Below are 21,920 nucleotides of genomic sequence, written 5' to 3'. Positions count from 1 at the left end.
CCGGAGGCGCCGGGGAGGGCGGGAGGGACGGGAGGAGCACGGGGGCCTCGCCGATCGCGACGGCCGAAATCACGGGGGTGATGGTGTTCGAGTTCGACGTTCTCGGGCCGCTGCGGGTGAGCCGTGACGGAGTTCCCGTGAGGCTGGGCGCGGCCATGCTGCGCCGCCTGCTCGCGACCCTGCTGTGCACGCCGGGCAGGCCGGTGGCGGTGCCGGCGCTGGTCGAGGCGCTCTGGGACGATGATCCGCCGCGCAGCGCGCACAAGACGCTGCAGATCTATGTGCTGCGGCTCCGGCAGGCAATGGGCGATCGCGACCGCGTCGTCCACGGCCCCGGTGGTTACGCCGCCGCCGTCTCGGAGTCCGAACTCGACGCGCTGCGGTTCCGTGAGCTGACGGCGGCCGGACGGGCCGCCAGGAGGAACGGGGACCCGGCGAAGGCGGGCGCGTTGTTCCGGCGGGCGCTCGGCCTGTGGCGGGGGCCCGCCTTCGCCGACGCCGGAGACGGGGCGCTCGTGGCGGACGAGGCGCGGCGGCTGGAGGAGGAGCGGCTGCTGACCTGTGAGGAACTGGCCGTGGCCGACCTGGCGTGCGGCCGCCACGCGGAACTGGTCACCGGCCTGACCGAGATGGCCGCGCTGCATCCGTACCGGGAACGGCTGCACGCCTGCCTCATGCTGGCCCTCTGCCACGCCGGGCGGCAGGCCGAGGCGTTACGGGTCTACCAGAGGGTGCGCACCATGCTCGGGGAGGAACTCGGCGTGGAACCCGGCCACACGCTGCGGCGGGTGCACGAGGCGGTCCTGCGGGGCGACACCGGCGATGACGGCCGCGATCGCCGTAGTCATCACTGCGGCGATCACGGCGGTGCGCCCGGCTCGGTCGCCGCACTGCTCCTCGGGCCCGAGGAGGAGCCGTACGGGGAGAGCGCGGGGTTCCCGTACGCCCGCCGCACAGACACGGCGGACCAGGCCGGTGCGGAGGACGCCGGGCCCGTGGTGGCCGCGCCGTGCCATCTGCCCCCGGACATCGGGGACTTCACCGGACGTCACGAACTGGCCGATTCGCTGCGGCAGTGTCTCACCGGTGCGCAGGACCCGCCCGCGACACCGGTCGTGGCGCTGTACGGCAGGGCGGGCGCCGGCAAGACGACGCTGGCCGTCCACGTCGCCCACAGCCTGGGGGAGGTGTTCGCCCACGGCCGGCTCTACGTCGACCTGCACGGGACCCGCCCGCGGCCGGCCGACCCGGCCGATGCGCTGGCGCGTCTCCTGACCGCCCTCGGCGTGGCCGCGCGGGCGTTGCCGGACGGGCTGGAGGAGCGCGGGCGGCTGTTCCGCGCCGTCCTGGCCGACCGCCGCGTACTGGTGGTGCTGGACGACGCCGCGAGCGAGGAGCAGGTCAGGCCGCTCCTGCCGGGCGGCCCGGGCTGCGCCGTGCTGGTGACCAGCAGGCGCAGGCCGGCCGGGCTGAGCGCCCGCGCCGTACGCGTCGACGCGCTCGGCCCGGCGTCCGCGGCGGCGCTGCTCGGGCGGATCGCCGGACCGGAGCGGGTCGCGGCCCGGCCCGCGGTCGTGGCCGAGATCGTCCGCCTCTGCGGCCACCTGCCCCTGGCGGTGCGGATCGCCGGGGAACGGCTCGCGCAGCGCGAGCACTGGACTCCCGAACACCTGGCCGACCGCCTGCGGGATGAGCGGCGGCGCCTGGACGAACTCGTCGCGGGCGACCTGTCGGTGCGCGCGAGACTCGACGCCGACTACCGCGTGCTCGGCGCGCCCGCCAGGCGGGCGCTGCGGATGCTCGGCCTGCTCGACGTCCCCGAGTTCGCCGCGTGGGTGCTCGCGGCGGCCCTCGACGTCCCGGTGCGCGAGGCCGAGGCGTACGCCGACCTGCTCGTCGACGCCCAGTTGCTGAGCTGCGCGGCCGACGACGCCGGCGGCCGGTTCCGCTACCGCTTCCACGACTTCGTGCGGGCCTACGCCCGGGAACGCGCCGAACTTGAGGAGACCGGCGGCGAACGGGAGGAGGTGATCGCCCGTGTCCTCGGCGCGTTGCTCGCCGTGGCCGAGGCGGCGGAACGCGGCCTGCCGCAACACGTGGCCTCCGCCGTCCCGGGCGGCCCGATCAGCGGGACAGGCTGCGGATGACCACACCGAGCACCTCGTCGGTCCGCAGGTAACCCCAGCGCCGGGAGTCCATGCTGGCGGGGCCGTCGCCGAGGACCACCAGTCGTCCGGCCGGGACGAGGTCTCCGGGCGCGGCACGCACCCCCGCCATCACCTGGTCGGGCACCCTGTCACCCGGCACCGCGGCGATCCGCTTGATCAGCCACGACGTCCCGCCCAGCCGCGCCACCTCCGTCGCCGCCCCGCCGTACGGCGAGCGCCCGCCGTACGGGCCGGCGTTCGTGCCGCCGGGGAAAGGGGAGCCCGGCCCGCCGGGCGTGCCTGGGCCCGACCCACCGGGCATGCCCGGGTCCGTGCCGTCGGGCGTGCCGGGGCCCGTGCTGTCGGGCGTGCCGGGGCCCGTGCCGTCGCGGGAGCCGTGCCGGAAGACCACGACCTGGCCGCGCCGCAGGGCCGTGCGCCCGCCGCGCCGTACGAGCACCCGGTCTCCCGGCCGGTAGGCCGGGACCATGCTCGTCCCGGACACCCGGACGACGACGAAGCGACGCCGGGCGAACAAGCCGGCCACGACCCCGGCGACCAGCAGCCCGGCGACCAGCGGCCCGGCGACCGCTGCCGAGGCCGGCAGCGGAGTAACGAGATGTCGCATGGCCACCCTCCGGACCCCGTCAGCCGGTCCCGGCCCCCCGGCCGGGCCGGATCCCGTACGGCCGGCCCCGCACGCCCGCGGATCCGGCACGGCGCCGACTCTGCCCGGATCCGGTTGCGCGCCGGTTGCGCCGCGCCTGCGCGGCGCCTGCGCCTCGGCCCCGGCCGGCCGCGACCGCGGCGCAGGTCGCACCGCGCATCCTCACAGGGCGGGCGGCCTACCACGCCCGCGAACCCCCTCCGAAGGGAGCAACACACATGATGCGGACGCTGAACCGTCTGGGAGACCGGATGCTCGAGCGGCTCCTTCCCGCCGCCGAGGCCAAGGCGGACCGGTGTGTCGAGTACTGGCCGACGGGCGGCTGCAACCGCTACAAGGACTGCTACCCCAACCCCACCGGCTTCCTGTGCATCACGTACTTCCGCAGCAGCTGCAGCGGCGCCTGGCAGAACATCGGGTACTGCTGAGGCCGGCTGACAGGTTCGTGATCCACGCCGTCATGGTCTACGCCGTGCTGACCGTCCGGCTCGTGCTGGCGGGGGTCTTCCTGGTCTCCGTCCTCACGAAGCTGCGCACGCGGCGGGCTTTCGGCGAGTTCACCACGGCGGTACGGCGACTCGGCGGCCTTCCCACGCCCCTCGTCGCGCCGGCCGCCGTGGTCGTCGTCGCCGCCGAGGCCGGAACCGTCGTCCTGCTGGCGGCGCCCGGCCTCGACGGCGACGCCACCGCCGGCCTCGTCCTCGCGGGGGCCCTGCTCCTCGGCTTCGCCGTCATCCTGGCGAGAGCCCTGCGGCGGGGCGCGACCGGACCCTGCCGATGCTTCGGCGGGTCGGACGAGCCGATCGGTCTCCGTGACGTGGCGCGCAACGGCGTGCTCGTCGCGTGCGCGGCCGCCGGGGTGGTCATGACCTCAGCCGGGGCGGGCGCGTCCGCGGGGACCGGCGCGGCCGTCTCGCCGGCCGCCGCCGCGCTGTGCCTGCTCGGGGCCTCGGTCGCCGTCGGCGCCGTCGTGCTCCTCGACGACCTGCTCGACCTCCTCCGCTGACCACCGAAGCCCTCTCCGCTGTCGAAGGGAACGCCCATGGCCGTCCTGGTCGCCGCCGTCATCGTGCTCGGCGGGCTCGTCCTGGTCAACCTCCTCCTGACCGCCGCCGTCATCAGGAAACTCCGGAAGATCACCAAGGAGCTCCCCGCCGGGAGGGCGCGGGACGGCTTCGGGCTCCCGGTGGGCGCCGAGGTCCCGGCCTTCTCCGCGCTCACGGTCGCGGACACGAAGGTCACCACCGACGACCTCGCGGGCGGGCGCACCCTCGTCGGGTTCTTCAGCACCGACTGCCGGCACTGCCTGCCCAACGCGCCCGGCTTCGCCGCCACCGCCCGCGACGCCGCGGCGGACGGCGTACGCAACCTGGCGGTGGTCGTCGCGGGGGAAGAGGAGCCCGCGGGCCTGCTCGACGCGCTCGGCGACGCCGTCACCGTCGTCGTGGAGAACGAGGGCGGCGCGCTGACGGACGCGTTCGCGGTCGCGGGGTTCCCGTCGTTCTTCCTGGTCGGGCCGGACGCGACCATCGCCGCCAGCGGCCACGAGCCGGAGTCGCTGCTCGCCGCGCCGTCCCTCACCTGACATGGCCGATGTGAGGGCGCGGCTCGGGCCGCTGCGACCCACCCTGGCGCTCGTCTGGCGGGCCGGGCCCGGGCTCGCCCTCACCCATCTCGCCATGGCGGTCCTGGGCGGCGCCTCTCCCGTCGCCATCACCTGGCTCACCAAGCTCCTGATCGACCGCCTGACCACCGGCACGGGCCCGGCGACGGCCCCGCTGGCCGCCGCGATGGCCGCACTCGGGGCACTGACCGCGCTGCTTCCCCACCTGTCCGGGTACATCCAGCAGGAACAGCGGCGCCGTATCGCCTGGCGCACCAGCGACGAACTGTTCACCGCCGTGTGCCGCATGCAGGGCCTGAGCAGGCTGGAGAACCCCGGGTTCCACGACCGGCTCCAGATGGCCCAGCAGTCCGCGCAGACCGCGCCGCAGCTCATCACCGAGTCGGCGCTCGGCGTGCTGCGCGGCGGTGTCACCATCGCCGGGCTCCTCGGCGCGCTCGCCACGCTCAGCACGCCGCTGGCCGCCGTCGTGGCCGCGGCGGCCGGACCCGAACTGGTGATGCAGTTGCGGCTCAGCCGCCGCCGCGCGCACCTGCGCTGGGAGGTGGCCCCCGCCGAGCGCCGCCGGATGTTCTACCAGGCGCTGCTGCTCGACCATCAGGCCGCCAAGGAGATCCGGCTGTTCGGGATCGGCGGTTTCCTGCGCGGACGCATGCTGACCGAGCTGGCCGCCCAGCAGCGGGCCGAACGCCGGGTGGACCTCGCGGCCGTCCGTTACAACGGAGCGCTCACCGCCCTCAGCACGGTCATCGCGGGCGCGGCGCTGATCGTCATGGTCTCCCGCATAGCGGCGGGGCACGCCGGCATCGGCGACCTGGCCGTGCTCACCGCCGCCCTGGCGGGCACCCAGTCGTCCCTCTCCGGCATGGTGATCCAGCTGGCCCACCTGAACGAGGCGCTCGTCCTCGCCGGTCACTACACCCATGTCGTCACCATCGGGCCCGACCTGCCGGAGCCCGCCACCGGTGGCGGCGTCACGCCGCTGCGGCGCGGCATCGAGCTCCGTGACGTGTGGTTCCGGTACGACCCCGACCATCCGTACGTGCTCCGCGGCCTGAACCTGACCATCCCGTACGGCCGCAGCGTGGCCCTGGTCGGCCTGAACGGCGCGGGCAAGAGCACCGTCGTCAAGCTGCTGTGCCGCCTGTACGACCCCGAGCGCGGCAGCGTGCGCTGGGACGACGCCGACGTACGGGACCTGCGGATCGACGACCTGCGCCGACGGATCGGGGCCGTGTTCCAGGACTACATGGCCTACGACCTCACCGCGGCGGAGAACGTCGCCGTCGGCGACGTCGGCTCCCTCGACCGGCCGGAACGCCTCCACGAGGCGGCCCGCCGGGCGGGCATCCACGACAGGCTCGCCGGCCTGCCCCGCGGCTACGACACCATCCTGTCCCGGTTCTTCGCCGCCGACCCGGACGAGGACCCCGGCCAGGGCGTGCTCCTGTCCGGCGGGCAGTGGCAGCGCGTCGCCCTCGCCCGCGCCCTCCTCCGCGCGGACACCGCCGACCTGCTCATCCTCGACGAGCCCAGCTCCGGGCTCGACCCCGACGCCGAGTACGCCGTCCACCGGCGGCTGCGCGACCTCCGCGCCGGTCGTACGAGCCTGCTCATCTCGCACCGCCTCAACACCGTGCGCGGCGCGGACCACATCGTCGTCCTCGCCGACGGCCGGGTGGCCGAGCAGGGCACCCACGACGAGCTGATGGCGCTCGGCGGCGAGTACGCCCGCCTGTTCACCCGCCAGGCGGCCGACTTCCAGCTCGCCCGGCCGCTCGGTTCACCGGCCGACACGTGACGAGACCCGGGCGCCGCGTCACCTCGCCCACCCGGCCAGGAACTCCTCCCAGGTCCGCCCGCCCGCGCCGGCGCCGTCCAGGGGCAGGTTCGCGCCGTTGCGGAACGCGTGGGCGGCCCGGCCCGGAGCCGGCATCGGCATGACGAGCCGGCGCCTGCCGACGGCCTTCAGGTAGTCGCGGGCGAGATCCTCCATCGGATACACGCGCGGCCCGGCGACGTCGGGCACCAGACCGGCCGGCGCGCCGAGGGCCAGCCCGGCGAGCCGGGCCGCCACCTCGCCCGCGTCGACCGGCTGGAACCGTACGCCGGCCCAGGTCGGCAGCACCGGCGGCAGCGCGCTCAGCCGGCTCAGCGTCGTCCAGACGAACTCGTGGAACTGGGTGGCGCGCAGGGTGGTCCACGGCAGTCCGCTGTCCTCGACGATCCGTTCGGCCTCCCGCTTGGCGGCGAAGTAGCCGAACATCGCCCGGTCGACGCCGCTGACGACGGGGACGCGATCGGCGCCGACGACCGAGACGAACACGAGGTGCGGCCCGTCCGCCCGGGACGCCGCACCCACCAGGTTGCGGGCCTTGACCTCGTCGCCCTTGGCGCTGCCCGCGCAGTGCACGATGGTGCCGGCGCTCTTCACCGCGGCGTCGAGCCCCTCGCCGGTCGACACGTCACCGGTCACGAACTCCACGCCGTCCCGGTGATCGCGGGCGCTCCTGCTGAGCACGCGCACGCGGTGGCCCGCGTCCCGCAGCAGCGGTACGACGAGCCGCCCGAGCGTGCCGGTGCCGCCGGTGACCAGGGTGAGCGAGGTCATGATGGTCAACTCCTCGGGTCCGGGGGCCCCGGTCACATCGGCCGGGCCCTCTGGGTCTACCAATGAGGGACACCGGGGCGGAGAGGAATGTGACGCGGTGGACGAGCGGGAGTGGTTGACGGAGCGTTTCGAGGAGCACCGCACCCGGCTGCGGGCGGTGGCCTACCGGATGCTCGGCTCGATGAGCGAGGCCGACGACGCCGTACAGGACGCCTGGCTGCGGGTCAGCCGCGCCGGCGCGGGCGGCGTGGAGAACCTCGGCGCGTGGCTCACGACGGTGGTGGCGCGGGTGTGCCTCAACGTGCTGCGCTCCCGTGAACACCGGCGCGAGGAGCATCCGGGGGTGCGTGTGCCCGACCCGGTCATCGATCCCGAGTCGGGGGCCGACCCCGAGCACGAGGCGGTGCTCGCCGACTCGGTCGGGCTCGCGCTGCTGGTGGTGCTCGAAACGCTCTCTCCGGCCGAGCGGCTCGCGTTCGTGCTCCACGACATGTTCGCCGTGCCCTTCGAGGACATCGCCACGATGATCGACCGCTCCCCGGCCGCGGCGCGGCAACTGGCGAGCCGCGCCCGGCGGCGCGTACGGGGACAGGCGCCCGCCCCCGATCCCGACCTCGCCCGGCAGCGTGCGGTCGTCGAGGCGTTCCTGGCCGCCGCCCGCGACGGCGACTTCGGCGGGCTCGTCGCCGTGCTCGCCCCCGGCGTCGTGCTGCGTTCCGACGGCGGCGTCGCGCGGGCCCGTCACAGCACGGTCGTCACGGGGGCGCGGGAGGTGGCGGCGCAGGCGGCCGTCTTCGGCTCGCTCTCGCCGTACGCGCGGCCGGCCCTGGTCAACGGGGCCGCCGGAGTCGTCGTCGTGGCGAACGGCCGGCCGCTGTCCGTCATGGCCTTCACCGTCACCGGCGGGAGGATCGCCGCCGTCGACGTGCTGTCCGACCCCGAACGCCTGGCCGGGCTCGACCTCACCGTTCTCGGCGACTGAGCACCGCCACCGGCCGCCGTCGAGCGCCGCCGGCCGGGCGGCGTTCGTCCCGGTGCCGGCTCAGCGGCCGGCGGAGCCCGCCTCGCAGCGGCGCCTGAGGCTCTCCGCCTCGGTGCGGACGTACCTGCGGGTGCGCCCGCCGGTGAGCAGGCCCACCAGCGGCGCCAGCGGGCCGGACTGGGCGATCGTGAGAAGGACCGACACCCCGCCGCCCGGCCGGGGCGTGAGCACGTGGCCCGCGACCGTGACGACGCCCCCGCTCGCCGCCCGCCACGTGAAGGACGTGCCGTCGGTGAACTCCGTCACCTCCCAGACCATCGGGGGAAGCCCGGGCTGCTTGATCCGTACGCGGACGCCGTGCCCCAGCGGGCCGTCGCCGGCGTACGCGACCCGGGTCATGGTGGGGAGGAACTCCGGCCACCTGACGACGTCCGCCAGGATCCGCCAGACCCGTTCCTGAGATGCGTCGATGTCGACGCCGGTCTCGAACCGCATCGCAGTGGTCGCTCCTTCTCCGTACCGGAGCCGCGCGGGGGCCCGGGGGCGGACCACCGTGGCTCACGTCACGATGATCACACCTTGAGCCGGCGGCGCCGCACCCGGGCCGCGACCGGGGCTCCCCCCGGCTCACCCCGGCCGGGGTGAGCCGGCCGCGGAAGGGCCGGGCGCCCGGAGGACGCCCGGCCCGCGACATCAGCCGGTCGGCCTCGTCAGACCCGCTTCCACGGGCCGTTCGGGTCGCCGGGCGCCTGGTTGCGGCTGTACCACTTCGCCTGGTAGACGACGCCCTGGTACTCCGCCCGGTCTCCGGTGAGGAAGATCCGTGACGGGGTCCACACGGGGGTGCCGTCCGCCGTGGACACGATCTGCTGCCAGGCCCCGTACGGGTTGCCGGGGATCTGGTTTCTGGAGTACCACGAGTTGAGCCAGACGGTGCCCTGGTAGGTCACCTGGTCACCGGTGTGGTAGATCGTGCTCGCGGCCCAGGCCGGCGGGTTGTCGATCACGATGGAGACGGTCTGCTCGGTGGTCAGCCCGTTCGTGCCGACCGCGTCGATCCTGAGCTGGTAGGTGCCGTTCGGATAGGCGGTGGTGTCGACGACGAGGTCGGGGTGGAGCCCGTCGTCGTGACTGCCGGGCGCCTTGGTGTTGTCCGTCAGCGCGACGCCGTCGCGGACGAGCGCGATGGTGGTGTGGGCCACGTCGGACGCCTCGCCGCCGAGGTCGACGGTGAAGGTCGGCGTGCCGGAGACGGAGGCGCCGTCCGCCACCGAGACGTGCTTGATCGTCAGGTAGGGCGCGAGGGTCCAGAAGTGGTCCGGGACGCCGGCGTCACTCGTCGCGGGTGCCGGGCTGGCGACGAGGGTCGCGTTGCGTCCGTTGCCGGACGAGTCCGCGACGGCCGTTCCTCCGTTCTCGTCGAACGTGTAGCGCAGCACGTCGCCCGAGCCGGCCTGCCCGGCCGCGAGCGCGGCCACCTCCGACGCGGTCAGCGCGCGGCCGTAGACGTTGAAGTCGTCCACCGCGGCGGCCAGGTAGGGGTCACCTCCGTACTGCGAGCGGCCGATCCAGTTCTGGGTGGTGGCGCCGAGGTTGGCGGGGCGCCTGGTGAGGCCGGGGTTGGTGCCCACCACCTGGTCGTTGACGTAGAGGGTGCCGGTGGTACCGGACACGGTGACCGTCACCAGCGACCAGGTGTTGAGCGGGAGCGTCGTGGTGGAGCTGATCTGCTGCTCTCCGCCGGCGCCGCTCGTCGTGATGGCGAACCGGAGCCCGGTGTTCTTGTTGAGCGTCAGGAACATGTAGGCCGACGTGCCGGTGCCGAAGTCGAACACCCGCGACCAGGTCGAGTTCTTGGCCGGGTTGACCCACGTGGAGACCGTGAAGTCGCCCGTGACGCCGCTCACCGCGCCCCGCGGCACGTTGACGTACTGGTTGGTCCCGGACAGCGCGACGGCCTTCCCGAGCTTGCCGGTCACCCGGGTGCCGCCGATGCCGGAGGACGTGACGGTGGTGTCGTTCCACTGCACGACCTGGGCGCCCGGGTCCTTGCTCATGCCGTCGACGGCGAGCACCAGACCCGTGCCGTAGTTGACGAGCTGGTTGTGGCCCTTCCCGTCGGGGACGACCTGCCAGAGCTGGGTGTTGCCGCCGGTGTCGGTCTCCACGACGGCGGACGCGCCGTTGCCGGACGAGGCGTCCTTCACCCCGAGCACCAGACCGCCGGCCGCGTTGACCACCTTGTACAGGCCGGAGCCGGTGGAGACGAGCTTCCATCTCTGCGTGGCGCCGCCCGCGGCGGTGGCCTGGTTCACCAGGGTCCCGGCCGACGTCCCCGCATCGTGGGTGTCGAGCGCGAGCCCGCTGTTGAGGTTGGTGATCCGATACGTGTTCTCGAGGTCGGTCGCCGTACCGGCGCCGCTGATCACCAGGTGGTAGGCGTCGGCGGAGCTCATCGCCACCGGCACGGTGATGGACCCGTCGGTCACCTTGTAGACGGTGTCGGAGATGGTGATCGGTCCGGCGACGGGGTTGGTGCGCCCGTACGACGGGGTGTACTCGAGCGTGGCGTGGACCGTTCCGCCCAGGTCGAGCTTGTCCAGCCCGTCGACCTTGACGGCGGTGGCGCCGCTGCCGCCGCCGAAGACCACGCTGACCTGCTTCTTGTCGGCGGGCACGGCGGCGGCGCCGTCGAGGCCGCTCGTGGCGTTGGGCGGGGTGGTGGTGACCATGTCCCCGCTCATGTCGGCGTACCACTTGTAGAGCCAGTAGGCGCCGTTCGGGCTTCCGCCGGTGCCGGTCAGCAGGTCGCCGAGCGCGCCGTAGCCGTTCCAGAACGCGAGCTCGGCGTCGTGGATGCCGTATCGCTCGAACTTCGCGATGTACCCCACCAGGGAGCCCGGGATGCCGACCTCGGAGGGCGCCGCGTACTCCTCGATGGAGATCGGGCGCGGGCTGATGCCGAGGTCCTTCATGATGGCGTTGACCTTGGCGAGGTCACTCACGATCTTGCCGGAGTTGATCAGTTCGTGCCAGGCGAGGATGTCGGGGACCGTGTCGGTCGCGACCGCGTTCCTGAGGAACTTCTCCATGTCGTTGATGTTGTCGGAGAAGCTCGGGCCCTGGATCGGCGTGGTCGGGTCGAGCGACCGCACCTGGCGGAAGGTCTTCGTCCAGAAGTCCTCGTAGGTGCCGTTGGACGCGAGCCAGGTGTTGTCCGACTCGTTCCACAGCTCCCACGCCGCCATGTTCGTCGCGCCGGACGCCTGGACGGCCTTGACCTGCTGCTCGACGACCGTCGGCCACGTGCTCCAGCTGAACTGGTACGGCCAGCCCGCGTAGTAGTCGGACAGGCGGTTCACGACCTTCGCGCCCGCTCTGGCCGCCTTGTCGGCGACCACCAGCACGTCGCCCTTCGCCTGCTGCCTGCCGCCCACGGCCATCTGGACGAACGTGTTCGGCTTGATGGCCTTGACCAGGGCGTCGGAGGGCGTCGCGTCGTCGGCGAGGCCGTACAGGGATCCCGTCGCGACGTGGGTGACCGGGCGGAAGGGCTGGTCGGCCTGCACCACGAGCGTGGCCGCGGGGGCCGGGTCGGCCGACGCGGGCGAGGCGGGGAGGGCGGCCCCCGCGGCCGCGATGGTGAGCGCGGCCACCAGAACCGCCGCCTGGTGGGAAGTGCCCTGGCGCCGGTTCGGGCGAAGGCGCGGGGCCGATGCCCTTTCCGGGGGGGATGCCGCTCGAGACATGCGTACTACTCCTTTGCGTTCGTGAACGAGGGAGTCGTTCACACTTGCGTTACGCGTCGTCTCGGAGAGCGGGGCCGTATCAGCCGGGCGATGTTATCGCTAACATCGGCACGCATGATGCGGCACGTCCTCCAAGAGGGCGCGTGGCTCCGGGGACCGTTCGGCCCGCGGGAAGCAGGGGATCGTCGAGGATGACTTGCGAGGTGGCCGGGCGGAGGGGACTCCTCAGTCCTTGACGGCGCCGGCGGTGACTCCCGCGGCGACGTAGCGCTGCGCGAGGACGAGGAGCACGGTGGCGGGGATCGAGGCGATCACGGCGGTGGCCATGATGGCGTTCCACTGCTGGTTGTTGTTGCCGATGTAGTGGTAGATGCCGAGCGTGATGGGCTGGTGGTCGCCGCCCTGGTCGAGGGTGCTGGCGAAGACGAAGTCCGACCAGGCCCACAGGAACGCGAACAGCGAGACCGTGATGACCGCGTTGCGGCTGACCGGCAGCACGATCGACCAGAACGTCCGCAGCGCCCCCGCGCCGTCCACCCGGGCGGCCTGCAACAGCTCCTCCGGGATCCCGGACATGAACGTCGTGAAGATCAGCACCGCGAACGGCACCGCCAGGGTGGAGTCGGCCACGATCAGCCCCGGTACGGTGTTCAGGACCCCGGTGCTCAGGTAGATCGCGTAGAACCCCATCGCCATGATCACTCCGGGGATCATCTGCGCGACCAGCAGCAGGAAGCTCAGCACGCCGCCGCCGCGCGGGCGCAGTCTGGCCAGCGAGAAGGCGGCCGGAGCGGAGATCACCAGGGTCAGCGCCACCGTGCCGAGCCCCACCACGAGGCTGGTGGCGAGGTAGGGCCCCTGCTGCTCCAGCACGGCCCGGTAGCCCTCCAGCGTCCCGTTCACGGGGAACCAGTCCGGCGGCGACTTGCGCATGTCCTGGTCGCGGGTGAACGACACGTTGATCATCCAGTAGACCGGGAACAGCATGAGCGCGGTGAACACCACGCCCAGGCCGGTGTGCCACCAGGTGCGCCGGTTCGCCGTCATGCCAGTGCCTGCCTTCGCTGTACGCGGATGTAGACGAGGCCGGAGACCAGCGCGATCACGATCAGCAGGTTGCCGACCGCCGCGCCGGGGCCGAAGGAGGGCAGCAGGTTGCCGAAGCCCAGCCGGTACGACCAGGTGGCCAGCGTCGTGGACGCGTCGCTGGGCCCGCCCTTCGTCATGATCCAGATGATGTCGAACACCTTCAGCGTGTAGACCAGCCCGAGCAGCAGCGTGATCGCCGAGACCGGCCGCAGCAGCGGGAAGGTCACCCGCCAGAACCGCTGCCACCCGCTCGCGCCGTCCAGGGCCGCCGCCTCGTGGATGTGGGACGGGATCGCCTGCAGGCCGCTGTACAGCACCACGAGGTTGAACGGGATGCCGATCCAGATGTTGGCGATGGTCACCGACCACAGCGACCAGTCGGGTGAGGTCAGCCAGTTGACCGGTCCGATCCCGAACGTGTGCAGGACGGCGTTGACCACACCGGAGTCGCTGTTGAGCATCCACGACCAGGTCGAGGACGACACGATCAGCGGCAGCAGCCACGGCACCAGGAACAGCGCGCGCAACGTGGCCGACAGCCGGAAGTGCCGGGTGAAGAACACCGCCAGGGCGAGCCCGACGGTGAACTGGAAGGCCAGCGACACCAGGGTGAACACCACCGTGTGCCACAGCGCCGGTCCGAAGGTGGCGTCGCCCACGGCCTTCGCGTAGTTCGCGAGCCCGGTGAACGGCGCGTCCCCCTGCACGAACGACCGTACGGTGTAGTCGCGCAGGCTCAGGTCGACGTTCCGGTACAGCGGGTAGGCGTAGAACGCGAGCAGATAGATCACCACCGGCGCGAGGAACGCCCACGCCGTCCACTGCCCTGCGCTCTTTCCCGGCGCGCTCTTGCCCGGCGCCCGCTGTCCCGGCCGTCGTACGATCCGGCGGAGGGCGCCCCCGGCCGCCCCGGCCGGCGCCGGTTCCCGCCCGTCGTCCGCCGTGGGCGCGGCCGGCGTCTCTGTCGCGTGTCTCATGCTTTCCTTCGTCTGACGTCCGCGGGACGGCGACGTGCGCGCGGGTGGATGCTCCTGGGGCCCGCGCGCACCGTGCCTGCTTGCTGCGCGCCTGCTGATTACGTGCCTGCTGAGTGCGTGCCTACTGGGTGGCGCTCGCCGCCGTGCCCTGGGCGGCCGTCAGCGCCTCCTGCGGCGGCTGCGATCCGCTCAGCGCGGCCTGCATCGCCTTCCACATGGGCTCGGAGATCTTGGGGTACTTCGTGCCGAGGTTGTCGCTGGTGCGGCCCTTGGCGGCCTTGACCGCCTCCACCCACACCTTGAGCTCCGGGTTCTGCTCGACCTGCTTGGCCTGCACCGCCTCCGTCGGGGCGATGTACGACAGCGTGGTCGTGGTGTTGAGGGAGTTGTCCGTGCTGGCCAGGCAGGTCACGAGCTTCTGCGTCGTCGCGTAACGGGCCGCGTCCTTCTGCGCGGGGATCGTGACGAACTCGCCGCCGGTCGGCGCGGGGGCGGTGCCGCCGTCCTTGGCGGGGATCGGGATGATGCCGTAGTCGAAGCCGGCCTTCTTGGCGTTGGCGAGCTGCCAGGTGCCGTTCTCGGCGAAGGCGAAGTCGCCGGTCGCGAACTCCTGCCAGCTCGTGGTCTGGGTGTTGTTGATGACGGAGTTGGGGGCGTACCCCTTCTTCACCCAGTCGGCCCACAGCGACAGCGCCGCCACGCCCTGGGGGGAGTCGAGCTTGGTGAGGTTCGCGCCCGAGCCCCAGAACCACGGCAGGAACTGGAAGCTGCCCTCCTCGGTGCCGATCGCCGAGAACGTGATCCCCTTCTTGCCGGCCGCCTTCACCTTCTCCAGCGCCGCCGTCAGCGACGCCCAGTCCTTGATGCCGTCGGCCTCCACCCCGGCCTTCTTCAGCACCTCCTTGTTGTAGTACAGCGCGAGGGTGTTGGCCCCGATCGGGATGCCGTACGTCTTGCCGCCGAGCTGGCCCGCCGCCAGCAGGTTCGGCGACACGGCCGAGGTGTCGATCTTCGTCTCGTCCGTCGAGGTCAGCACCCCCGCCTCGGCCAGCGTCGAGACGACCGGGTTGTCCACGATGAGCACGTCGGGCGAGTTGCCCTGCTGCGCCGCGAGCAGCGCCTTGTTGGTCAGGTCGGTGGTGTCGTAGCCGGTCCGCTTGACGGTCACGCCGGCCTGGGTGCCGCACTGGGTGAGCAGCTTCACCCAGTCGGAGGAGTCGTCGAACTGCGGGTACGGGTCCCAGATCGTGTAGGTCCCGCCCCCGGCGGCCGCCTGGCTCGCGCCCGCCGAGGCGGTGTCTCCGTCACCGCCGCCGGACGACCCGGAGCACGCGGTCAGTCCGCCCGCGAGGGCGAGAGCCGCCAGGCCCAGGCCGGTGGCGCGCCGGCCCCTGTCGAGGCTTTCCATATCGTTCTTCCTTTCGACGGCCGGCGTCCGGCCGATGTCATCTCTTCCACCGGCGCGGATCCGCTTTCTGCGCTTGGGGGGTAGAGCAGGAGGTGAAGCGGGGCCACCCGCCCCGAGTCCGGCGAGGCGCGCCACGGGCGGTTCCCATCGGCTTTCGCGGGCCGCGTGCCAGGCGCGGCCCGCGCGGTCATCCCGTGGCGGCGATCGGAATCCAGACCCGCATCGGGCCCTCGCTCCGGTTGCCCCACAGGAAGTACGGCACCGCCGTGAGCGTGAAGGGGGTGCCACGTCGCCCCCGTCCGCTCGTGGCGGTGTAGAGCGCGTCGCCGGTGTCGGCGAGCGTGCCGCCGGCCGTGAGGACGACCGGGAACTCCGGCAGGTCCTCCCGGCGGTCCGCGACGGCCGGTGCCGCGGGGTCCAGCCGCACGTCCTCCATGACCGCGCCGGGCGGCAGGTCGGCCTGCTCCAGGCAGTACACGAGCGGCCCCCGGGCCAGCGCCACGCAGCCGCGTACGGCGTCCACCCGTGGGTGCGCGCTCACCTGCCGGACCGGCATCTCCAGATCGAGGACGACGGTCGTGCCCGGCGCCCAGGCCCGGGTGAGCCGTACGTAGCCGTCCCGGACGGGGGCTATCACCGGGCCGCCGTCGATGCGCACGGTGTGCGCTTCGCACCATTCCGGCACGCGCAGCGCGAGGGTCCAGGGGACGGTCGCGGCACCGTCCAGGGTCAGCTCGATCCGGCCCCGCCAGGGATACTCGGTGCGCATGTCCACCCGTACGGCGGAGCCCGCGACCTCGGTGTCCACGCTGCCCGAGGCGTACAGGTGGATCTGCAGGCCGTCCTCGTGCGCGGTGGCCAGGTAGCCGTGCAGGGAGGCCATCAGCCGGGCGATGTTGGGCGGGCAGCAGGCGCAGGTGTACCAGGGCAGCCGCCGTGCCGCCGACTCCTCTCCGGCGCCCGTGTGCCCCGTGCGCAGCTGCAGGGGGTTGGAGTAGAAGAAGTGCCTGCCGTCGTGGGACACGGCGACGGCGACCGCGTTGTACAGCGCCCGTTCCATCTCGTCGGCGTACCGCGCGCGGCCGGTCGCCAGCAGCAGCCGCCAGTTCCACTGGAAGCTCGCGATGGCCGCGCAGGTCTCGGCGTACGCCCGGTCCGGCGGCAGTTCGTACGGATCGCCGTACGCCTCGTCGCGGTGGCGCGACCCGTGTGCCCCGGTCACGTAGGTGCGCCGGCGCACGGCGTCCTCCCACAGTCGCTCGGCGGCGTCGAGCAGTGTGCGGTCGCCGGTCTCCACGCCGACGTCGACCATCCCGGCCAGGAGGTAGAGCTGGCGTACGGAGTGCCCGGCGACCTCCGTGGCCTCGCGTACGGGCACGTGGTCCTGGTAGTAGACGGGGCCGAACCGGCCGGGCCCGAGCAGCCCCCGTCCGCGCAGGTCGAGGAACCGGCGGGCCAGGTCCAGGTAGGGCCGGTGCCCGGTCAGCCGGTACAGCTCGGCCAGGGCGGTCTCGATCTCCGGGTGCCCGCAGACCTCGTCGGCGCCGCCCGGCCCGAAGCGCTCCACCAGCAGGTCGGCGAAACGGCGGGCGACGGCCACCAGGCCGGGACTCACGCCGGTCCTGGCGGCGGCCACGGCGGCCTGGATGAGATGGCCGGCGCAGTACAGCTCGTGGCTCCACTCCGGCCTGCGCCACCGGTCCTCGGGCGCGGCGACGGTGAAGTAGGAGTTGAGGTAGCCGTCCGGCTGCTGGGCGCGGGCGAGCAACGCGGCCGTGTCGTCCACGAACGACCGCAGCCCGGCGTCACCGGGTGAGCGCCCGAGCTCCCAGGCGGCGGCCTCCAGGGTCTTGTGGACGTCGGAGTCGGCGAACCACATGCCCGCGAACGCCTCGTCCGCCTCCCCCGCGGCGGCGCGCAGGTTGCCGATGTTCCCGGCGCCGTGCAGGTTGTCCACGCAGTGCGGGAGCGTGACCGTGGCGTTGCGCCGCTGCCACCGCCCCAGCAGGCCGTCCGGATCGAGACGGACCTGGTCCGGACCCAGCGGCCACAGCGCGGCGACCGCCCCGGGCCCCGGAGCGACCGGCCCCGTGGCGCCGTCGGGGACGGACGGGGCCGGCGCCTGGATCGGGCGGACGCCGGGAGCGGCGGGTGTGTCTGACAGCTTCTGCTGAGTCATGCCTCAATCTTTCGTGCGACAGGGACGTCCTTCACGCCGCCGAGGACCTGTCCCGGTTACGGCGAGGAACATGCAGCAGGAAAAAATTAGGAAAGAAGGAAAACGATTGCCGTCACGGTATCCAACCTGGATCAGGACCGTCAATAGCCTGTTTCCACGCTGTTACAGTGACCTTGCGGCCGATTGCGGGGCCTATAAAGTGAGGCCTAGGCAACCGGCAAGGAAAGTGGGGGAAACGTGGGGAAGTCGGAGCGTCATGCCACGATCGCCGACGTCGCGGCGCTCGCCGGGGTGTCGGTGGGCACGGTCTCCAAGGCCCTCAACGGTCGCGGGTCGTTGCGCGAGGAGACCCGGATGCGGGTGCGCGAGGCGGCCAGGCAGTTGGCGTTCGAGGCCAACGCGGGTGCGCGGAGCCTGCACTCGGGACGCACCTACACAGTCGGCATGATCACCACCGACACGATCGGGCGGTTCAGCATCCCCGTGCTGATGGGGGCGGAGGACGCGTTGGGCGCCGGGGAGATGTCGGTCTTCCTCTGCGACGGGCGCGACGACCCCATCCGCGAGCAGTACTACGTCAAGACCCTCCTCAGCCGCCGGGTCGACGGCATGATCGTGACCGGCCGGCGCACCGAGGCGCGGGCGCCCATCGGCGCCAACCTGCCGGTGCCCGTCGTCTACGCCTTCATCAGCTCCTCCGACCCCCAGGACTGCTCGGTGGTCCCGGACGAGGCGGGCGGCTCGCGCAAGGCGATCGAGCATCTGCTGGCCGTCGGGCGCACCCGGATCGCCCACATCACCGGACCCGAGCACCACGACTCCGCCCGGGTGCGCGCGGCCGCGGCGACGGAGCGGCTCACCGAGGCCGGGCTGTCCCTGGTCGCTCCGCCGCTGTTCGGCGGGTGGAGCGAGGTGTGGGGACGTCAGGCCGTCGGCATCCTCCTGGCCGGCCGGACCGAGTTCGACGCCGTCTTCTGCGGCAACGACCAAATCGCCCGGGGCGTCTGCGACGCGCTGCGGGCCGCCGGGCGCCGCGTTCCCCAGGACGTCGCCCTCATCGGCTTCGACAACTGGGATGTCATGACCGAGGCCAGCCAGCCGCCGCTGACCAGCATCGACCTGAACCTCGAAGGGCTCGGCCGTTCGGCGGCCGAGATGCTGCTGGCGGCCATCAACGGCTCCCCCTCCCCGGGCCGCCACGCCCACCCGTGCCGGCTCGTGGTGCGGGAGTCCACCTCGGTGCCGCTCTCGTGACCGGTCCGGCCGCCCGGCCGTAACGGCCCGGCCGCGCCGCGGCACCCGTTCCAGTGTCTTGTTTGCGGTGACTTGCCTAGATCGTCCCTCCCAACCTAGTATTCCGGCAGAGTTACTAGGAAATGCCTGCCGCCCCTGAGCGCGCAGTGCGGGAAGGGGCGCACCATGCCCACGACCACGCCCGCGACCCTGCCGTCCACGGCCCAGTCCGTGGACACCCTCTGGTTCACCCGCTGTCCGGTCCCGACGGCGAGCGGACTCGCCCACGCGCTCGGCTGGCTGGCCGGCCGCTACGCGGACCTGGGCGTCGACATCGGGGTCCTGCAGGACGCGCCCCTGGAGATCGCCAGGCACCACTACGACCACGACCTCGTCGGCCTGATCCGCGAAGGGGGGAACGTCCCCGCCATCGCGGCCCGCGCCGAGGGCGCCAGGACCCGCCTGATCGGGCTGACCTGGATCGACGAGGGACAGTCGATCGTGGTCCGCGGGGACTCCGCGATCGACTCGCCGGCCGCCCTGCGCGGCGCCCGGGTCGCGGTTCCCGGCTGGGCCGCGACCAGGGACACCAGCATGGCCCGCGCCATGGCCCTGCACGGGTTCAAGGGCGCGCTCGGCCTCGCGGGCCTGTCGCTCGACGACGTCGAGTTCGTCGAGCTGCCGCTCGACCCGGTGGTGCCTCCCGGGCGCGTCCGCGCCGAGCGGGCCGCGCCGCGCTTCCCCGAGCTGGACGCGCTCGCCGCCGGCCGCGTCGACGCGGTGTACGCCAAGGGCGCCGCGGCGCTGGAGGAGGCCCGCCTCCGCGGCGCCGTGGTCGGCATCGACCTGGACGCGCTGCCCGCGCGGCGCTCCAGGGTGAACAACGGCACCCCGCGGCCGATCACCGTGCACGAGGACCTGCTGCGGTCACGGCCCGAGCTCGTGGTCGAGTTCCTGGTCCAGTCGCTGCGCGCGGCCGACTGGGCGGCGGGCGACCTGGAGGGCGTTCGCGAGGTGCTGGCCGCCGAGACCGGCTCCGGCGCCGACGGGGTGCTCCTCGCCTACCGCGACGGGTTCCACCGCACCCTGCACCCCACGCTGGACGACGAGCGCGTCGACCTGCTGCGGACACAGAAGGCGTTCCTCCAGCGCCACGGCTTCCTGAGCGCCGACTTCGACCTCGACTCCTGGATCGACCCCGACCCGCTGCGGCTCGCGTACGAGCGCGTCTCCCGGCGGGACTGACCCGAAAGGCCATGCAGTGATCAGCACACCCACGCCCGGCGGCCCCGGCTCCGCGGCCCGCCCCGCCGGACGTGCATCCGTCCGCCGCCTCCTGTTCCCGACGGCGGTCGCCGCCCTCGGCGCGCTGCTGGCCGCCTGCGGCGGTCCCGCGGCGTCGTCCGAGACCGGACAGGGCTCCGGGCAGGGCTCCGGACAGGGAGTCGACACCGTCCGCGTCGGCGTCATCGCCGGATCGCCCCCCGGCGTGTACTCCGCGATCGAGAACGGGTTCTTCGCCAAGGAGCGCATCAAGGTCGAGCTCGTGACCCTCAGCGGCGGTCCCGCCCTGGTGGCGGCCACCGAGGGTGGGTCCATCGACATCGCCTGGGCCGACATCTTCGCCTGGACCTCCGCCATCCAGCAGGGGTTCAAGCTGACGATCATCAACCCGGCCAACGCCCTGAAGCCCGGTCAGCCGGTCAACGTCATCGTGGCCAAGCCGGGCAGCGGCATCACCTCCGCGAAGGACCTGGCCGGCCGGAAGCTCGGCGTCCCGGCGCAGGCGCTGACCACCGTACAGATCAAGAAGTGGCTGGAGGACCAGGGGCTCGACCCGAACGGGCCGAAGTACACGACGGTGCAGGACCGCACCACCTCCGGCGGGCTGGTCGCCCAGGGCACGCTCGACGCGGCGGCCACCAGCGGGGCGTACGTCACCGCCTGGCAGGCGCAGTACGGCCTGACGGTGGCCGGCGCGTTCGACTCCGGCGTCCCGGACGGCGCGGCGACCTCCGGCTACGGCGCCAAGCGCGCGTACGCCGAGGCCCACCCCGACCTGGTCAAGCGTTTCGTGCGGGCCGTCCGGCAGGGGGTGACCGCGTTCCAGTCGGTCGCCCCGCTGGAGCAGAACACCCTGCTGGTGAAGTACGGCGGCGCCGACGTCGGCAAGCTGGAGTCCAAGTATCCGGGCGCCCTGCAGAAGGCCTCGGCGGCGACCAGCGGCGAGTTGCGCGGCCCGTTCGACGTGGCGGCGGAGAACAAGTGGATCGAGATCGGCGCGCGGTACGGCGCGCTGAAGCAGGCGATCGACCTCACGCCCTACCTGTGGCCCACCGCCACGGCCGCCAATCCCTGACCTCACGACGAACGCTGGGAGCTCTTCGGATGGCGATTTCGACGACATCGACGACATCGACGACATCGACGACATCGACGACATCGGCGGCATCGGTCGCGTCCCCGGCCGGCGGCGCCGGACGTCCCGCGCCCCTGCTGGAGGCGGAGGACGTCCGGATGACCTACCGCGGCCGGCGGCGCGAGGTCACCGCACTGCGCGACCTGTCCCTGCGCGTCGGCACGGGGGAGTTCGTCGCCGTGGTCGGCCGTTCCGGCTGCGGCAAGTCCACGTTGCTGCGGCTCCTCAGCGGGCTGCTCCCCGCGTCGGCGGGGGAGATCCGGGTGGCGGGGCAGCCGATCGACGGGCCGCCGCGGCAGGCCCGCTGCGTCTTCCAGGACTACGCGCAGTCCCTGCTGCCGTGGAAGACCGTGGCGGGCAACGTCCGGTTCGGCCTGCGGCACGCGTACGCGGCCCCGGCGGGGGACCACGACGCGCTGGTGGCGCACTACCTCGACCTGGTCGGCCTCGGTCACGCGGCCGACCGCTACCCCTGGGAGCTGTCCGGCGGGATGCAGCAGCGGGCGGCCATCGCCCGGGCGCTGGCCGCCGGGCCCCGGCTGCTGCTGATGGACGAGGCGTTCAGCGGCGTGGACGCGCTGAGCCGGGCCACGCTGCAGGACGTGATCCTGCGTGCCTGGGCCGAGGCCGGGGTGACCGTGCTGTTCGTCACCCACGACATCGACGAGGCCGTCTACCTCGCCGACCGGGTCGTGGTGCTGCACCCGGAGGGCCACGGCGTGCTCGCGGACGTGCGTACGGACCTGCCCCGCCCACGCGAGCAGGTGACCACCCGGGAGCTGCCGGACTTCCTCCGGCACCGGCGCGACCTGCTGAACCTGGTGCTGGACTGAAA

At 73.0% G+C, this 21,920-nt stretch carries 18 protein-coding genes; 10 read left to right on the top strand and 8 right to left on the bottom strand.

The features are described from left to right. The first annotated feature begins 137 nt into the window (after positions 1–137). Positions 138–2,147 carry an AfsR/SARP family transcriptional regulator gene (locus HHX33_RS13990; RefSeq protein ID WP_182874972.1) on the top strand — a complete coding sequence of 670 codons (2,010 nt, stop codon included), beginning with the start codon at positions 138–140 and terminating at the stop codon, positions 2,145–2,147. On the opposite strand, the gene HHX33_RS13985 is transcribed toward HHX33_RS13990, so the two are convergent. Then, complete coding sequence (locus tag HHX33_RS13985; protein WP_182874971.1) at positions 2,125–2,775, bottom strand: S26 family signal peptidase; 651 nt, start codon at positions 2,773–2,775, stop codon at positions 2,125–2,127. The two genes, HHX33_RS13990 and HHX33_RS13985, sit on opposite strands and share 23 nt — an antisense overlap. Positions 2,776–3,032: 257 nt before the next feature. Between HHX33_RS13985 and HHX33_RS13980 the strand changes: the two genes are divergently transcribed. The 4 genes from HHX33_RS13980 to HHX33_RS13965 are packed head-to-tail and all read left to right on the top strand — an operon-like array spanning position 3,033 to position 6,239. Beyond that, a complete protein-coding gene (locus HHX33_RS13980) occupies positions 3,033–3,242 on the top strand; it encodes a hypothetical protein (RefSeq protein ID WP_111699192.1) in 210 nt (69 codons plus the stop codon). Positions 3,243–3,259: 17 nt separating this feature from the next. After that, a complete protein-coding gene (locus tag HHX33_RS13975; protein WP_182874970.1) occupies positions 3,260–3,820 on the top strand; it encodes a MauE/DoxX family redox-associated membrane protein in 561 nt (186 codons plus the stop codon). 36 nt (positions 3,821–3,856) lie between these two features. Next, positions 3,857–4,399 (top strand): peroxiredoxin family protein, encoded by a 543-nt coding sequence (locus HHX33_RS13970; RefSeq protein WP_111699196.1) that lies wholly within the window; start codon positions 3,857–3,859, stop codon positions 4,397–4,399. 1 nt (position 4,400) lies between these two features. Then, complete coding sequence (locus HHX33_RS13965; protein WP_182874969.1) at positions 4,401–6,239, top strand: ABC transporter ATP-binding protein; 1,839 nt, start codon at positions 4,401–4,403, stop codon at positions 6,237–6,239. Positions 6,240–6,257: 18 nt separating this feature from the next. Here HHX33_RS13965 and HHX33_RS13960 read toward each other — a convergent pair whose 3' ends face one another. Further along, positions 6,258–7,049 (bottom strand): SDR family oxidoreductase, encoded by a 792-nt coding sequence (locus HHX33_RS13960; RefSeq protein ID WP_182874968.1) that lies wholly within the window; start codon positions 7,047–7,049, stop codon positions 6,258–6,260. Positions 7,050–7,146: 97 nt separating this feature from the next. Here HHX33_RS13960 and sigJ point away from each other — a divergent pair, with 97 nt between their 5' ends. Continuing rightward, positions 7,147–8,031 (top strand): RNA polymerase sigma factor SigJ, encoded by an 885-nt coding sequence (gene sigJ, locus HHX33_RS13955; protein ID WP_310741367.1) that lies wholly within the window; start codon positions 7,147–7,149, stop codon positions 8,029–8,031. A gap of 60 nt (positions 8,032–8,091) precedes the next feature. Here sigJ and HHX33_RS13950 read toward each other — a convergent pair whose 3' ends face one another. The 6 genes from HHX33_RS13950 to HHX33_RS13925 form a co-directional block, all read right to left on the bottom strand. Beyond that, positions 8,092–8,526, bottom strand: coding sequence for an SRPBCC family protein (locus tag HHX33_RS13950; RefSeq protein WP_182874967.1), 435 nt, complete (start codon positions 8,524–8,526; stop codon positions 8,092–8,094). A 215-nt stretch (positions 8,527–8,741) separates the two neighbouring features. Continuing rightward, positions 8,742–11,687 carry a LamG-like jellyroll fold domain-containing protein gene (locus HHX33_RS37200; RefSeq protein WP_220501805.1) on the bottom strand — a complete coding sequence of 982 codons (2,946 nt, stop codon included), beginning with the start codon at positions 11,685–11,687 and terminating at the stop codon, positions 8,742–8,744. A gap of 318 nt (positions 11,688–12,005) precedes the next feature. Further along, entirely contained in the window at positions 12,006–12,827 is an 822-nt protein-coding gene (locus HHX33_RS13940) for a carbohydrate ABC transporter permease (RefSeq protein ID WP_182874965.1), read from the bottom strand. Then, positions 12,824–13,846, bottom strand: coding sequence for a carbohydrate ABC transporter permease (locus HHX33_RS13935; protein WP_182874964.1), 1,023 nt, complete (start codon positions 13,844–13,846; stop codon positions 12,824–12,826). Before HHX33_RS13935 ends, HHX33_RS13940 begins: the two co-directional genes overlap by 4 nt. Positions 13,847–13,967: 121 nt before the next feature. Continuing rightward, positions 13,968–15,254 (bottom strand): sugar ABC transporter substrate-binding protein, encoded by a 1,287-nt coding sequence (locus HHX33_RS13930; RefSeq protein WP_182874963.1) that lies wholly within the window; start codon positions 15,252–15,254, stop codon positions 13,968–13,970. A gap of 187 nt (positions 15,255–15,441) precedes the next feature. Continuing rightward, positions 15,442–17,433, bottom strand: coding sequence for a glycoside hydrolase family 127 protein (locus tag HHX33_RS13925; protein ID WP_182874962.1), 1,992 nt, complete (start codon positions 17,431–17,433; stop codon positions 15,442–15,444). Between the two features lie 237 nt (positions 17,434–17,670). Between HHX33_RS13925 and HHX33_RS13920 the strand changes: the two genes are divergently transcribed. The 4 genes from HHX33_RS13920 to HHX33_RS13905 all read left to right on the top strand — a co-directional run bounded on the left by HHX33_RS13920 (position 17,671) and on the right by HHX33_RS13905 (position 21,918). Beyond that, positions 17,671–18,687, top strand: coding sequence for a LacI family DNA-binding transcriptional regulator (locus tag HHX33_RS13920; protein WP_182874961.1), 1,017 nt, complete (start codon positions 17,671–17,673; stop codon positions 18,685–18,687). A gap of 165 nt (positions 18,688–18,852) precedes the next feature. Then, positions 18,853–19,911, top strand: coding sequence for an ABC transporter substrate-binding protein (locus HHX33_RS13915; RefSeq protein ID WP_138461712.1), 1,059 nt, complete (start codon positions 18,853–18,855; stop codon positions 19,909–19,911). Between the two features lie 16 nt (positions 19,912–19,927). Beyond that, positions 19,928–21,025, top strand: coding sequence for an ABC transporter substrate-binding protein (locus HHX33_RS13910; RefSeq protein WP_182874960.1), 1,098 nt, complete (start codon positions 19,928–19,930; stop codon positions 21,023–21,025). Positions 21,026–21,183: 158 nt separating this feature from the next. Next, a complete protein-coding gene (locus HHX33_RS13905) occupies positions 21,184–21,918 on the top strand; it encodes an ABC transporter ATP-binding protein (protein ID WP_182874959.1) in 735 nt (244 codons plus the stop codon). Positions 21,919–21,920: the final 2 nt, after the last annotated feature.

Origin of the sequence: Microbispora sp. H10670 (assembly GCF_014161385.1) — a bacterium.
Classification (GTDB): Bacteria; Actinomycetota; Actinomycetes; order Streptosporangiales; family Streptosporangiaceae; genus Microbispora; species Microbispora triticiradicis.
This window is presented reverse-complemented; position numbering and strand designations above follow the sequence as displayed.